The organism is [Scytonema hofmanni] UTEX 2349 (assembly GCF_000582685.1).
Taxonomy (GTDB): domain Bacteria; phylum Cyanobacteriota; class Cyanobacteriia; order Cyanobacteriales; family Nostocaceae; genus Hassallia; species Hassallia hofmanni.
Genome location: NZ_KK073769.1, coordinates 302,411 through 316,736, shown reverse-complemented (window position 1 = coordinate 316,736; position 14,326 = coordinate 302,411). Strand labels below are relative to the sequence as shown.

The 14,326-nt window shown below is 42.0% G+C and carries 15 protein-coding genes and 1 pseudogene; 10 read left to right on the top strand and 6 right to left on the bottom strand.

Features of this window, described 5'->3' with window-relative positions; translation table 11 throughout:
- From TOL9009_RS48020 to TOL9009_RS0131260, 5 genes and pseudogenes are all read left to right on the top strand, one after another.
- Positions 1-251: pseudogene (locus TOL9009_RS48020) on the top strand (hypothetical protein); the annotation flags it as partial.
- The gene (locus TOL9009_RS41095; protein WP_051503161.1) at positions 244-582 is read left to right on the top strand and encodes a hypothetical protein; all 339 of its coding nucleotides are present in this window, start codon (positions 244-246) and stop codon (positions 580-582) included. The pseudogene TOL9009_RS48020 and the gene TOL9009_RS41095, both read left to right, overlap by 8 nt.
- A 125-nt stretch (positions 583-707) precedes the next feature.
- Positions 708-1,979: a GAF domain-containing sensor histidine kinase gene (locus TOL9009_RS0131270; RefSeq protein WP_051503160.1), complete on the top strand. Its 1,272-nt coding sequence runs from the start codon at positions 708-710 to the stop codon at positions 1,977-1,979.
- A 197-nt stretch (positions 1,980-2,176) separates the two neighbouring features.
- Positions 2,177-3,691: a 16S rRNA (cytosine(967)-C(5))-methyltransferase gene (locus TOL9009_RS0131265; protein WP_029637353.1), complete on the top strand. Its 1,515-nt coding sequence runs from the start codon at positions 2,177-2,179 to the stop codon at positions 3,689-3,691.
- Between the two features lie 95 nt (positions 3,692-3,786).
- The gene (locus TOL9009_RS0131260; RefSeq protein WP_029637352.1) at positions 3,787-4,209 is read left to right on the top strand and encodes a tellurite resistance TerB family protein; all 423 of its coding nucleotides are present in this window, start codon (positions 3,787-3,789) and stop codon (positions 4,207-4,209) included.
- Between the two features lie 129 nt (positions 4,210-4,338).
- Here the strand turns inward: TOL9009_RS0131260 and psb35 are convergent, their stop codons facing one another.
- The 3 genes from psb35 to iscB form a co-directional block, all read right to left on the bottom strand.
- Positions 4,339-4,566 (bottom strand): photosystem II assembly protein Psb35, encoded by a 228-nt coding sequence (psb35, locus tag TOL9009_RS0131255; RefSeq protein ID WP_029637351.1) that lies wholly within the window; start codon positions 4,564-4,566, stop codon positions 4,339-4,341.
- 231 nt (positions 4,567-4,797) lie between these two features.
- Positions 4,798-7,353, bottom strand: coding sequence for a transglycosylase domain-containing protein (locus tag TOL9009_RS0131250; RefSeq protein ID WP_029637350.1), 2,556 nt, complete (start codon positions 7,351-7,353; stop codon positions 4,798-4,800).
- Between the two features lie 35 nt (positions 7,354-7,388).
- The gene (gene iscB, locus TOL9009_RS0131245) at positions 7,389-8,633 is read right to left on the bottom strand and encodes an RNA-guided endonuclease IscB (RefSeq protein WP_029637349.1); all 1,245 of its coding nucleotides are present in this window, start codon (positions 8,631-8,633) and stop codon (positions 7,389-7,391) included.
- A 429-nt stretch (positions 8,634-9,062) separates the two neighbouring features.
- On the opposite strand from iscB, the gene folK reads away from it, so the two are divergent.
- Both folK and TOL9009_RS0131235 read left to right on the top strand, forming a co-directional pair.
- Entirely contained in the window at positions 9,063-9,548 is a 486-nt protein-coding gene (gene folK / locus TOL9009_RS0131240; RefSeq protein WP_038298121.1) for a 2-amino-4-hydroxy-6-hydroxymethyldihydropteridine diphosphokinase, read from the top strand.
- A gap of 87 nt (positions 9,549-9,635) precedes the next feature.
- Positions 9,636-10,184, top strand: coding sequence for an NUDIX hydrolase (locus TOL9009_RS0131235; RefSeq protein WP_029637347.1), 549 nt, complete (start codon positions 9,636-9,638; stop codon positions 10,182-10,184).
- Positions 10,185-10,244: 60 nt separating this feature from the next.
- On the opposite strand, the gene rpmA is transcribed toward TOL9009_RS0131235, so the two are convergent.
- Positions 10,245-10,511: a 50S ribosomal protein L27 gene (gene rpmA / locus TOL9009_RS0131230; RefSeq protein ID WP_029637346.1), complete on the bottom strand. Its 267-nt coding sequence runs from the start codon at positions 10,509-10,511 to the stop codon at positions 10,245-10,247.
- 30 nt (positions 10,512-10,541) lie between these two features.
- Between rpmA and TOL9009_RS48015 the strand changes: the two genes are divergently transcribed.
- Positions 10,542-10,685: a hypothetical protein gene (locus tag TOL9009_RS48015; protein WP_186227788.1), complete on the top strand. Its 144-nt coding sequence runs from the start codon at positions 10,542-10,544 to the stop codon at positions 10,683-10,685.
- A gap of 3 nt (positions 10,686-10,688) precedes the next feature.
- Here the strand turns inward: TOL9009_RS48015 and rplU are convergent, their stop codons facing one another.
- Positions 10,689-11,090 carry a 50S ribosomal protein L21 gene (gene rplU, locus TOL9009_RS0131220; RefSeq protein WP_029637345.1) on the bottom strand — a complete coding sequence of 134 codons (402 nt, stop codon included), beginning with the start codon at positions 11,088-11,090 and terminating at the stop codon, positions 10,689-10,691.
- A 465-nt stretch (positions 11,091-11,555) separates the two neighbouring features.
- Here rplU and TOL9009_RS0131215 point away from each other — a divergent pair, with 465 nt between their 5' ends.
- Complete coding sequence (locus TOL9009_RS0131215) at positions 11,556-12,644, top strand: nucleotidyltransferase domain-containing protein (RefSeq protein ID WP_029637344.1); 1,089 nt, start codon at positions 11,556-11,558, stop codon at positions 12,642-12,644.
- A gap of 244 nt (positions 12,645-12,888) precedes the next feature.
- Entirely contained in the window at positions 12,889-14,076 is a 1,188-nt protein-coding gene (locus TOL9009_RS0131210; protein WP_029637343.1) for a type I restriction endonuclease, read from the top strand.
- Between the two features lie 7 nt (positions 14,077-14,083).
- Here TOL9009_RS0131210 and TOL9009_RS46435 read toward each other — a convergent pair whose 3' ends face one another.
- The gene (locus TOL9009_RS46435) at positions 14,084-14,296 is read right to left on the bottom strand and encodes a hypothetical protein (RefSeq protein WP_144238423.1); all 213 of its coding nucleotides are present in this window, start codon (positions 14,294-14,296) and stop codon (positions 14,084-14,086) included.
- Positions 14,297-14,326 lie beyond the last annotated feature (30 nt).

Here is a 14,326-nt window from a genome sequence, read left to right as displayed (position 1 = left end):
ATCTCGAAGCTCAACAGTTACTTTGTGACATTCAAGGGCATTGGGGCATCGAAAATCGACTGCATTGGGTTCGAGATGTGACATTCCAAGAAGACTTTCCACCACGTCGTGGTGGCAATGCTCCTGTCAATTGGTCTATTTTACACAACTTTTTCATTACGATCGCCCGCAAACTCGGTTTCCGAACTATTCCTCAAGCACAACGCGCCCTCTCTAATCAACTACACAAAGTTTTTTCTTTCTTTGTATGAAACCACCCTGCTACGGCGAAATATCCAAGAACTCATTACTAGTTGGCGGATAATTGTAATTAACCAGGAAAATATTACGGAAGAGGAGCAAGAGGTAATTATGAACTTATCACAAGCTTATTTAGAATGGCGGGAAGCTACACTACAACAAGGACAGCAAGATGAACGTCGTCAAGTAGTAGAAAACTTGTTAAGCGTCCGGTTTGGTTCGCTGGATGCCGATTTGCAGCGAGTAATTGAGCCTTTATTACAGTTACCCCCGCAAGAGTATAGCCGCTTGTTACTTGAATTATCCCGTGAGGAACTGTTGAGAAGATTTGGTAACATTTGAGCAAAATAATTGGGATTTAGGGGAACGAATATTTGTAATTTGGTGTATTAGTATAATAACCATATAAGCATCATGAGTGCGCTATCTAACCAGTTGGGAATCTGTGAGGATTCTTTTAACATCGGATGTGCGATCGCTTGATTGAAAACCCCATAACTCCTGTGAAAAACAACCAACAATGGCAGCATGAGCGGCAGGCAATGGCACTTTTGTCTTCTTTAAACTACAGAACTGGCGAACTAAGTAGTTATTTACACAATATTGCCTGCGGAATTAGCGACCTAATTAAAGTAGATTGGACAGTAGTGACGCTCTGTCAGAAAGGTTTTGAGAAGGTATTAGCAAGCAGTATTGATATGGGTCAAGGTGAGCATGTTTATTCACTACATGGTTCGCTAACTGGTAGGGTAATAGAAACGGGAGAATTATTAACAGTAGAAGATGCTCTTAAATATCCAGAATATGGAGAAGTTCCCGAAGGTTATTGTTCATATTTAGGAATACCGTTGCGAACGGCACAAGGTGAAGTTATTGGTACCATTTGCGTTTTTCATCAGCAGTCACGGGAGTTTACAAAAGAGGAAATGCAAATTACCGAATTGTTTGCCGATCGCGCGGCTACAGCAATAGACCATTATCACCTTTACCAGCAACAATGCCAATTTAATCAAGTTCTAGAGGCAAAAGTAGAACAACGTACCGAACAACTGCGGGTAGCGCAAGCCAAGCTTGTAGAACAAGAACGGCTGGCAGCAATTGGCGAATTTGCTGCCATAATTGTACATGAAATTCGCAATCCCCTAACTACAACGATTATGGGATTAAAGTATTCTCAAAAAAACCTTCAAAGCGAAGCTGCTCAAGAGCGATTATCGTTAGCACTGAGTGAAGCCAGTCGTCTTGAGCGATTATTAAGTGAAATTTTGCTTTATGCTAAACCCCAAATATTGCAATTGTGTGAATTGGATGTAAATGAATTTATAAATGAGTTGCTAGTAACTATTTGCGAAATGCCAGAAGCATTATCACGACAAATCGAATTTATACCAGCTTCCAGAGCAGTGAAATTCCTGGGGGATAAGGATAAAATGAAACAAGTTTTCATCAATATTGTTCGCAATGCTTGCGAGGCTGTCTCACCAGGAGATGTTGTCAAATGCGAAGTAGATTGTTCTTCCGTCGGTCAAGTTTGCATTCATGTCTGCAATGGTGGTGAGCCAATTCCCCCAGAAATTCTTTCAAAGCTCACTCAGCCGTTTTTCTCGACAAAATCTAGTGGTACTGGCTTAGGACTGGCTATTACTAAACGTATTGTCAATGCTCATGGCGGAGAATTATTCATTCAGTCTGAGGTGGTAAGTGGTACGAGGGTGAGTGTAAAATTGCCTGCTAATTAGGGCAATGGGCATTGGGCATGGGAAAGCGCTAAGAGCGCAGGAGGTATTGGGGAAAGGGACGGAGTTATTTAAAATTAGTAAAAATATTTAAAATTAGTTTCTTCACCTTTTCCCTTTCCCCTTTCCCCTTTACCCCTCTTCAAAGGGCATTAATATAAAAGTTGCCTTTTTTCAGCAAAAAATTTCAAATAATTAGTATGATTAACTCCCGTCAACTAGCTTTTCTTGCTTTGCGAGAGGTTCACAAAGGGGCTTATGCTGATGTTGCCCTTGATAGAGTGTTGCAAAAAGTTAAATTGAGCGATGCCTGCGATGGGCTTCTTAAACGCCAATCTGATCAAGAGTTGAGCGATCGCCGTTTTGTCACAGATTTAGTTTATGGCAGCACCAGAAGGCAACGCACTCTTGATGCTCTCATCGACCAACTCGGCAAAAAGAAATCCTACCAACAACCTGCATACCTCCGCACCATTTTACATCTAGGTTTATATCAACTGCGCTATCTAGAACGGATTCCGCCATCAGCTGCTGTTAATACCACTGTGGAACTGGCTAAAGAAAATGGCTTTTCTGGACTGACAGGTTTTGTTAATGGTCTGTTGCGAGAGTATATCAGAAGAGGAGAGGGGGAGGGGGAGAGGGGGGGACAAGGGGACAAGGGGACAAGGGGGCAGGGGGGAGAGGGGGGACAAGGGGACAAGGGGACAAGGGGACAAGGGGGACAAGGGGGACAAGGGGGACAAGGGGACAATTCTTTCTCCCACTTTCCCTTAGAATTGCCAGAAAATCCGGTGGAACGCTTGGGTATTTTACACAGCTTTCCTGACTGGATTATTGAAGTGTGGTTGAAACAGTTTGGTTTTGTCGAAACAGAAAAATTATGCGAGTGGATGAACCAGACACCAGTTATTGACTTGCGGGTAAATTTGCTTCGCGCTTCGGTTGAGGAAGTTGAAACGGCTTTGCAATTGAAGGGTATTTTAGTCAAGCGCGTTCCTCACTTACCCCAAGCTTTGCGATTGATTGGTAGCACTGGTGCAATTCCAAATTTACCTGGTTTTAGCGAGGGTTGGTGGACTGTGCAAGATAGTAGCGCTCAGTTAGTCAGTCATTTGCTCGACCCGCAATCAGGTGAGGTAATAATTGATGCTTGTGCTGCACCGGGAGGAAAAACAACGCACATTGCCGAATTGATGCAAGATAAAGGGACAATTTGGGCAGGCGATCGCACTTCCTCACGTCTTCGCAAACTCAAGGAAAATGCTCAACGCCTAAATTTGCACTCTATTCAAAGTTATACTGGCGACAGCCGCAATCAACCCCAATTTCAAAACATAGGCGATCGCGTGTTACTTGATGCACCATGTTCTGGTTTAGGAACTCTACACCGTCATGCTGATGCTCGTTGGCGACAAACACCAGAGTCTGCCCAAGAACTCTCGACACTGCAAAAAGAACTCATAGCGCACACATCAACATTTGTCAAGAGTAATGGAATATTAGTTTACGCAACATGTACATTGCATCCAGCAGAAAATGAAGATGTCATTGAGTCCTTTTTAGCGTCGCATCCAAACTGGCAAATAGAGTCTCCTGACGTAGATTCACCAGCAGGTAAGTATTCTACACCACAAGGCTGGATTAAAGTATTACCTCAAAAACAAGAAATGGATGGCTTTTTCATGGTGCGCTTAAGAAAAACCAATGATTAAAGGTGAATGCTGTTTGTGATTTTAATATTAGTCAAGGGCTAAGGAACAAAGACTGAAAAATCAAATTACAAAATTAAATTACAAAGGACAAAGCAATGACTGCTAATTCCAGTGTGAAAAACTTAGTTAAAATCCTGATTGGAGCGGCTTGGATTGATGGTAGAATTCAAGCAGAAGAACGGCAATATCTGCGCGAAATAGCTCAAGCAAAAGGTTTAGCAAGCGATCCAGATATTAAGCCTTGGTTGTACGAATTGGTTCCTGTGCAGCCAAGCGAATGCTATAAGTGGGTGAAAGATTATTTAGGCGATCGCCCCACCAACGAAGATTATGAAAATTTGATTGAAGCCATCAGTGGTTTAATTTACAGCGATGGTGAAGTAGCGATCGAAGAAGCAAGACTACTAACGAAGTTACAACAATTATCCACGGCAAACGATTCGACTCAACCCGGTCATAATGCCATTCTCAAACAAATTCAGAAACTTTATAGACGTTGGGTTGATGTTCAGAACTAAAGTCAAGAGTCAAGAGTCAAGAGTCAAAAGTCAAGAGTCCATAGTCAAAAGTCAAAATTTAACTGTTGACCCTTGACCATTGACCATTGACCATTGACTATTGACCGTTGACTATTGACTCTTGACCATTTAAGACTTCGGTTCACCCACACCCGGAGTTTCTTCTTTTTTGATTTCAGGTACAATATCAGGACGCTCTTTGCTTTCCCAACCGGGGGGACGCTTGGAGTTATACCAAGCGATCGAACCAATCGTGACAGCAGCAATAAAACCAGCCACATACACCAAAGCGGCAGCTACGGGAAAATGGGGAGCGTTTGCAGCTGCGTCCGCTGCTGTTTGCATTAATAAATGCACGAGTATTTTCTCCTATTATCGGCAACACTACTTAAGACCCTATAAAAAGAGCGTATCACACGCATCCCCCGTAGGGCAGAGGGAGAGGGGGAGATGGGGAGATGGGGGAGATAGGGGAGATAGGGGAGATAGGGGAGATAGGGGAGATAGGGGAGAGGAAAAATTATCTTGTCCCCCTCATCCCCCTCATCCCCCTCATCCCCCTTGTCCCCTTGTCCCCTCATCTCCCCATCAATTTCCTTGCGAAGATCCGCTGGGTCTAAGTCTATCCCGCCAAGACTGACTTGGTGAGGAATTTGAGGAACTGGGTTTGCTGTTTGATTCTGGTGCAGAGGTGCGAGTTCTTCTAGGTGACTTATAGGAAGAATCTGATTCTACTCGTCTAGATCGTCGTCGTGAAGAATACCCAGAGGAAGAATCGCGGGAATTTGATTCTTCGCTTCTGTAGCGACGCCTTCTCGATGAACGTGATGAAGATGTATTCTCATCTTGTTGCTGATAGCGTCTTCGGCTGCGTCTTGGGGTATTGTCTTGTTGCTGATTATCTTGAGAATAGCTTCTCCTGTATCTGCGTCTTCTGGATGGGCGATCGCTATTATCAGAGTTATCAGAACTTACTCGTTGACTTCGCCTTCTATTATTGCCATCATCATCTGAGTTATCCTCATCAACTTCAACCGGACGGTTAACAATTCGATTAGGCTTGACCCGCTGCGCTGTGATGGTGCCTTTACGACCTTCTAACTTCGGTCGAGAGGGAAACTTTTCTATCGGCATTCCTTTTACAGCTACTTCCATAAAATCATGCCAAGTGGAAGCAGCACTACTACTGCTACCCCAAGTAGGTTTGTTATCGTCGTTACCTAGCCAAACTCCTGTAACTAATTGGGGAATATAACCAATAAACCACAAATCGCGGGCTTCATCAGAAGTACCTGTTTTTCCGGCTACGGGTCGATCTAATTGGGCAGCGCGACCTGTCCCATCTTGTACTACATTCCGCAGCATCCAGCTCATGATAGCAGCACTGTCAGGGTCGAGAGCTTGTACCGACTGATAACTAGCTTTCCATATTTCCTTGCCTTGGCGGTTGAGGATGCGGCTAATACCGTGAACTTCTGTATGTAACCCTTGATTTGCAAAAGTGCCGTAAGCGCTGGTTAACTCCAATAAATTCACTTCATTAGAACCAAGTGCCAAAGAATAAGTCGGTTTAAGTGGAGATTTAATCCCCATATCATGAGCTAGTTTAATTGTTGGTTCAAATCCGACATCGATCAACACCTTCACCGCAATGATATTAATTGACTTGGTGAGGGCTTCAATCAAGTTCATCGAGCCGTGGAAATTTTCACTATAGTTTTTCGGTTCATAGCCATCGACGACAAACGGCACATCCTGGTAAGTATCATAAGGATTTTTGCCGCTTGCGATCGCCGTCGCATAAACAAATCCTTTAAATGTTGAACCAGGTTGACGCTGTGCCTGGGTAACGCGGTTAAATTGGTACTTGCCAAAATCTTTTCCGCCAACCATCGCTTTAACTTCACCTGTACGGGGGTCAACAGCAACCATTGCCGCTTGTTTAAAGTTCTCCCAGCGTCCTTCATTTCGCAGTATTTTGGCTACTGAATCTTCTGCGGCTTTTTGCCAAGTTGGGTTAATAGTAGTTTCTACCACTAAACCGCCACCCGCCAGCACATCGGGGGAAACATACTTGGGCAATTCTTTCTGAATGTAGGTGGTAAAATAAGGTGCTTCTACTTGCAATCGCTTCGGCAAACTGCTTTTCAGGTTTATTGCTTCACTACTTGCTGCTTGCTTTTCGGCGGCTGTAATAAAACCATCTTCTTGCATCCGCTGCAATACCAGATTCCGTCGTTGTTTAGCGGTTTCTGGATTGCGATCTGGGGAATATATGCTTGGTGCTGGGGCTAATCCGGCAATTGTCGCCATTTCTGGCAGTGTCAGTTGATCTACTGTCTTGCTGTAGTATACCCAAGCAGCATCACCAACTCCGTAAGCTCCCGAACCCAAGTAAACCAGATTTAAATAACGTTCGAGAATCTGGTCTTTAGATAATTCTCGCTCCATTTTCTGTGCGAGTCGGACTTCTTTGAGCTTACGCAAAACTGTCTTTTCTTGTTTGAGAAAGAGAATTCGCGCTAGCTGTTGGGTGATGGTGCTACCACCTTCTACCACGTTTTGCGATCGCAAGTTATTTAAAACTGCTCTGCCGATTCCCTGAAAATCTACACCATGATGTTGCCTAAATCTTCTATCCTCTGAGGCAATAAAGGCTTTTTTCAGGTTATCGGGAATTTGATTTAATTGCAGCTGTTCTCTGGTCGCTTCTCCTTGCTGTTGCAAAATACTACCATCACTAGCTTTGATGGTCAGTGTTTGCTCGCGGACAACGACGTTCAGCTCAGATTTATCCGGCAAAGTGCGATCTATTGACCACACAGTATGACTGATACCTACGATTCCACCACTCACACCCAAGCCTAACCAAAACAGAGGACGACGATAAAGCGGTTTATTGCCACCGGGAAGTTTAGCAATGATTCCAGATGATACACTTCTCACCCGACTCAGTAACTGCTTTACTCCGGACTTCCTTGGTCTTTCATTTGTAGATTCCTCGCTGGGGTTTTGATTACCGGGAGGTATCAAATCGGGAGAGGAGTCTTCCGTATTATTGCCCTGAGGCAATCCCGGTTTCTCTGTGTTTGTGTTACTCAATTTAGTTGATCGTTCCTTGAACCAGGATTTAATCTTCGCCACAGCATCTAATTCGCAAATATCGTAGTTTTTCGCAGTTAAGCGTAGGAATAGCTGTCTTTGTTGTGCAGTTTTCTAAAATCAGATAACTTGCCACCAATTCTCTTGCCATCAACACGGACTTCTAATCTTGTACTTGATTGCACTACGACGCGACCGACAACACCTTTACATAAAGCTATATCGCCTGTATTCCACCCATGAGTATAGGTAGTACGTGGTTTTGAGCAAGGAAATCCAAGCTTGTTTACTCGGCATAACCTTCTAGTCCCCTTTCCGGTTGACTTAATCAATAACGGCTTTGCTGTCAGTATTTTTAACGAAAGGCAATCGCCAACACAGGCAGCGTCGATCCAGTGAGTTTTGGGCAACTCAAGCTTTCTGCGATTAAATTTCGTTTTGCCTCCTGAGGCTACGATCACAGGTAATCTCGTTTCCTTTAGGGCATTAAACAATGTCCAACGAGTGGAATTAACCGCCGCAGCATCTTTTAATGGGCATTTTGCTTGAGATAATACTCTTTTTAGGACTTCAGGCTTCTTAGCCAAGAATAAAGCTACGTCTTGAGTTCCTTTTTTGATATTGCATTTTTCGCAAGCCAAACACAGATTTGATATCCTATTAGTGCCAGATGAAGCTCTGGGCTTAATATGTTCTATCTGCAAAGGTACGTTTTCCACATTACAATAAGCGCATTTTCTACTCCATTTTTCTAATAGATACTCGCGTACTTCGTATCCCTGTAATTCTCCTTGTTGATACTCTATCCCTGATATCTCAGGGTTTTCTAGTTGCTGTAAATCAAACCTTACTAACTCTTGAAATATTTCAGCAATTGGTGCAAACCTGATTAGCTTGTTAACCCATGTCATTGTTGTTTTAACTCGATGTTCTAAGCTAGGGGCAAGCCATCCAGAGCGTCTAACTCTATTTAAAAACCTCGGTTTTCGATAGCGTGTATGTCTATTGCGGCGACTTCTACGCACGGCTTTACGAGTTTCTAATTCACCTTTTATAGCCTGCCCCCGATGCTGTAGTTCAGCACCAAAAATAACTTTACCTTCTTGAACTAATGCAATTCCTGTAGTTTTAGAACCGGGGTCTAATTTGATTTTTATTGGCTTGACTGCGATAGATGGAAAGGCATCTTTTAAAATAATGGTAAAGGGATGGCGACGAAACACAGATGCTTTTTTATCAGTCAGTATTTTTCTCGCTGTTCCTGGATGAACTGGGTCTAAAGGACGTTTGTTTGTATCAAGTACTAAGACAAAATTTGACATTTTATTTTCTCCCTTTCGGGGTAATGTTTGCTTCAACCAAGTTAAATCGGCTTGTTTAGTTAGCTCACTTCCCTTTCGAGATGTTTAAAGACTAACGACAGAGCAAAGAACTAGCGAATTCCAGGGTGTCATGACCGATGTAACGGCTCCTAACCGAAGTTAGGGGTCTGGTTCAACCTGTGCAATCATGCGTATTGCTACGCTTGACTACGTTTTACAGGTATCCCACGTCATTTCCTCGCCCAAAGTAGTTACAAATTAACCACGATGAAAAAAAATGGGATTAGCGCACCTCGTTTGTGTTAGTATAATATCCCATAAATAATTAACTGAATTCATTACGAAATAAAGTTTTTTGATAATTGGCGTATTGTGCTCTTTAACTTTATACACTAAGCAAGCAGTATTGTTGCCAGTGAAAAAAGATTGATGAACACAAGTGCGATCGCTCTCGGTAGTAATCTGGGCGATAGAAGTTCAATTTTAACAGCCGCTATGGAAACTTTAGCGCAAACACCAGGCATTATCCTAGAAGTTACATCAAGTTGGTATCAAACCAAAGCTGTCGGACCACCACAAGCAGATTACTTGAATGGCGCGGCGATTCTGCAAGCCGAAATGACACCACAAGCATTATTAGCAACTTTACTCGCGATTGAAAGCAAATTTGGGCGCATTCGTACTGAACGCTGGGGAGCGCGATCGCTTGACTTGGATTTGTTATTATATGATGACTTAATTTTGGATACACCAGACCTGCAAATTCCCCATCCGAGAATGTGCGATCGAGCTTTCGTACTAGTACCCCTAGCCCAAATTGCCCCAAATCTAATTGAACCAGTTTCTCAATGTGAAATTAAAGAACTGGTTAAACAGGTAGACAGTTCTGATGTACATTTATGGATGGGCAATTAAGATTACCACCGATAAACGCAGAAAAAGCCTGATTTGACAATTCATCTCCAGAATTATCTGTGTATTATTAGACAACAAAACTTTACTATGCCATTAGGTAGAGAATTACCACAGCTGCTAAAACAACGCTTGTTCTTCAAAGGACGCAAGTTCAATTTTGAAGTCAATCGCTTGCGTTTACCCAACAAATCGGAAGGAGAATGGGAGTGTATTCGTCACCCTGGTGGCGCTTTAGCCGTACCCGTAACCCCAGAGGGTAAACTTATACTCGTGCGACAGTATCGCTTTGCAGTTCAAGGACGCATATTAGAATTTCCAGCGGGTACAGTGGAACCGAATGAAGAACCTCAAGAAACGATTCGGCGAGAAATTGAGGAAGAAACTGGCTATCGCGCTAATAAATGGGAAAAACTAGGAGAATTTTTTATCGCTCCCGGTTATTCTGATGAAATTATCTATGCTTTTCTGGCGCAAGATTTAGAAAAGTTAGAGACACCACCACCACAAGAGGAAGACGAAGATATCGAAACAGTCTTTTTCACCCCCGAAGAACTAGAGAAAGCTATTCTTGACGGTGAACTTGTAGATGCCAAATCGATTTCTAGCTTTATGCTAGCGCGTCCATTTTTAGTTTAGATTCGTAGTGAGCGCTTCAGCGCTTATCTTGAGCGCTGAAGCGCTCACTACAAATTTATATTAACTAGCCTCAGCAGCCGCGTAAACGCTGACTTTTTTGCGGGTTTTACCCTTTCTCTCAAACGTTACTACCCCATCAATTAAGGCAAACAAAGTGTCATCGCTACCGATACCGACGTTGTTACCTGGATGAACTTTTCTGCCGCGCTGACGTACTAGAATGTTACCAGCCCGGACAGTTTCACTACCGAAGCGCTTCACACCCAGACGTTGAGCATTAGAGTCACGTCCGTTACGTGTACTACCTGTTCCTTTCTTATGAGCCATAATTTCCTCTTGTGTAGTGGGTAATGGGTAATGGGTAGTGGTTGGTTGATAGTGGATAGTGGGAATTTTAAGAGGGGGAAAGGGGAAAGGGGAAAGGGGAAAGAATTATTACCAATGCCCAATGCCCAATGCCCAATGCCCAATGCCCACCAACAACTAACCACCAACAACTAACAATTATTCAACAACAGTTGCTTCAACCGGTGTTGCTTCTGGTTCTTCAGTTTCAGCAGTTGTACCAACTGGAGCAGTAAATACCGTACCATTCAAGTTGATAGAATCAATCATCAGCCTAGTGACTTCTTGGCGATGTCCGCGCTTTTTGCGGGTTTTCTTTTTCGGCTTCATCTTGTAAACTAGAACCTTGCGATCGCGAAAATGTCGCATCACTGTTCCTTCTACAGTTGCCCCCGTCACTAACGGCTGTCCAATAGTAACTTCACCATCGTGCTGTACTAACAGCACTGCATCTATAGTAACTTTCTCTTCGGCTTCGATATGAAGTAATTCAATATCGTAAAAGCGACCTGGTTCAACTCTTAGTTGCTTGCCGCCAGTTTCAATGATTGCGTAAGTCATGGAATAATTATCCTTGAAGATGCCGTACAGGTAGCTGGCTTTCATCTCTTGTAGAGTAGCGATAAACCGCATGAATCCAGCTTTTGCTGTGTATCTACCTGATCCGAGCAGGAATTAGACAGCCAATTTACAATCATATCTACACACTATCGTTAAGTCAAGAAAAATTTCAACCGAGCAAATCTCTATTAATTTAACTTGTTTGCCGAAATCTTCTTTTTTCAGTGTGTAGCTATTAGTGACACAGAACAACACCGTAAATTCTGAGCAGCATTACCCGTTGCTCAGTTTTTTTCTTATACTCTGAAAACTCATGAGTTAAGATGGCTGTATTTTATTTCACACATCGCAGATAGGGCATTTTTCTTTTTTCTCCTCTTGACAAAGTGTAAAAAGCGGAAATAGATACCTTCTTATATTTCTCTTAGTCCCCAGTCCCCAGTCCCCAGTCCCCTTCAAATCCCTATGAAAAGAATCGAAGTTGAACAAAGAGCGATTTTTATCGGTTTAGCTGGTAGCCACGGCTATGGTTTAAATCGTCCCAGTTCAGACTATGATTATCGGGGGGTGTTTATCGCACCCAAAAGATATTATTTAGGCTTTGACCGCATAGAACAAAAAGATGCTGGTTGGGATGAACCAGGAATCTTTCCGTTTTTAGATGGAAACCAAGACACTGTTATCTACGAATTAAGAAAAATCATCCAGTTATTATCGGGAGCAAATCCCAACGTTTTAGAATTGCTGTGGTTGAATGAATATCCTGTATTAACAAACGTAGGACAACACCTAATTAACCACAAACGGCTATTTTTGAGCAAAAAGGTCAAGCATACTTATTCTGGTTACGCTTTTGCTCAAATCAAAAAAATGGAAAGTCATCGCAAGTGGTTGTTACATCCACCGCAAAATAAACCACTACCATCTGATTTTGGCATAGAAGGAGAAGCAACTCTTAGCAAAGATGAGTTAAATGCCTTTTTGGAGTATCTTTATCTTTTAATTAGAGGAAAAATCGAGTTTTTAGAAGAAGCGGAACAATTATATCAGTTATTGACGGCTGATATTGATTTCAAAGGTGTGTTGAAACAATATACTTTACCTGATGAAACTTTAGACTATACACAAAACTTAACAAATAGCCGCAAAGATTTTATTCGCTTGCTTCAAAAAAGCCAAAGTTATCAAGTCGCTTTCAGGGAATGGAAAGCTTACTTATCCTGGCAGGAAAATAGAAATCCTGCTAGAGCCGAAATGGAAAAAAAGTCAGGTTTTGACCTCAAACATGGGATGCACTGCATACGTTTACTACGTAGTGGAGTAGAGATATTACGTACAGGACAAGTAATTGTAGATAGACGAATAGCAGGTGATGTAGAAGATTTAAGAGCAATTATCAATGGGGAGTATTCTTATGAGCAGGTAATGAAAATGGCAGAAGATTTAGTAGCTCAAATGGAAAGCGTTTATCAAGAATCAACTTTGCCCCATAAACCTGACTTAGAGCAAATTAATGAATTGTGTATGGAATTAGTGGAAATGCAGGGGTGGTAACTTAAGGGTCAAAAGTCAATGGTCAAGAGTAAATAGTTAATGTTTTGACATTTGACGCTGTTCCAATCATTGAAAATGGATGCACCAGAATTCGGATTGTCTTATTCTTAAACCCCCAAAGAAATGGATGTAGAGGTTAACTGCGTCTATGGGTTTCGGATCAAGTTTAGCAAACATATAGTAAATTATCAGACAAAATTGGGAATACTTTTATTAGGTTAAAAGTATTACACAAGGTTTCAGTATGGGTTTCGTTGAAGATTTGGCTAAGTTGTCTGAGAAGGTTAGCAGCAAGCTTGCGATTGTCACTGGAGAAGAAAATACAAAGGCAGCTTTTATTTCTCCATTCTTAAGTATTTTGGGGTACGACATCACCGACCCGACCGAAGTTAAACACGAGTATTTTGCTGACTTTGCTACCCCTACAAAAATCAAGCAGCCAAAGAAAGTTGATTATGCGATCGCAATTAATAGTAATATTGTCATATTGGTCGAGGCTAAATGCTGTAAACAAAAGCCAGAAGTTCATGACGGACAACTTAGAAGTTACTTTAATGCGATTGTAACCGCTCAAATTAGTATTGTTACTAATGGAGTTCAATATCAGTTCTTTACTGATTTAGAGAATCCCAACATGATGGATAAAGAAGCGTTTTTTACCTTCAATATCTTAGATTACAACCAAAAAGATGTAGAAAATCTCAAACTCTTCCACCGTGACAACTTTGATGCAGCTAGAATTAAAAATGATGCGGAAGAGATGCTTTACTCTCAAGGGATGAGCGAACTAATAGACAAGCTCTTAATTTCCCCTTCGGACAAGTTTGTTCATTTTTTAATCAAAGAACTTGGTACGGTTGCGCCAAAATTTGAGTTTCGGGGTAGTGTTGTCAACGCAAAAGTCATTAATAGATTCAGTCCGATTGTCAAACGGTCAATTCAAGCAAGTTTGCTGTCGCTGATTACTCGTTCGGTTAACCAAGAAATGACTCATCCAGGGGAAACGAGTGCTTCTGTGCCAAGAGAGCAAATAGAAATAAATGATGATGACCCAGAGATTGAGGAAAAAACCGATATTGTCACAACCGAGGAAGAATTAGCGGCTTTCAACAAAATTCAGGCGATCGCAAAAACTTCTGCTAAATTCAAATTTGAACTTCAATATAAAGATACTGTCTCCTACTTCGGTATTAATCTGGGCAGAACAACATGGTGGTTTTTGCGATTATACCTATCCTCAAGCAAAAAAAGCTTTATCGCTAGGATAAATCCTGGTGAAGCAAAAATTTTAGCACCTGACTTTGTGGTTCAGGAAGTACCTGGAGTCAATGGGGAGATGTTATCCAAAGTAGTTATTACCTCGATAGATGACTTTAATAAGCTAAAACCCTTATTTATGCGGTGTTACGAGGTAGAGGCTGCAAAACATTAATTAAATGTTAACAATTATTAAGACCAATTGGTCTTAATCGAAGATACCGCTCAATCAATGAGCGGTTATTTTTTTGAGGGCGATCGCTTGTGTCAGCAGTGCTGTAATTTGGGTGATTCGTCTCTGAGGTGAGGGAGCGATCGCCCGATCGCACAAGCAGTGTATGACAATTTATGTGGAGCGAGCGATCGCATGAGCCAAAAAAACCGTTAAACTTCATTGCGAAATAAAAAGATAGCCAAAACAACGT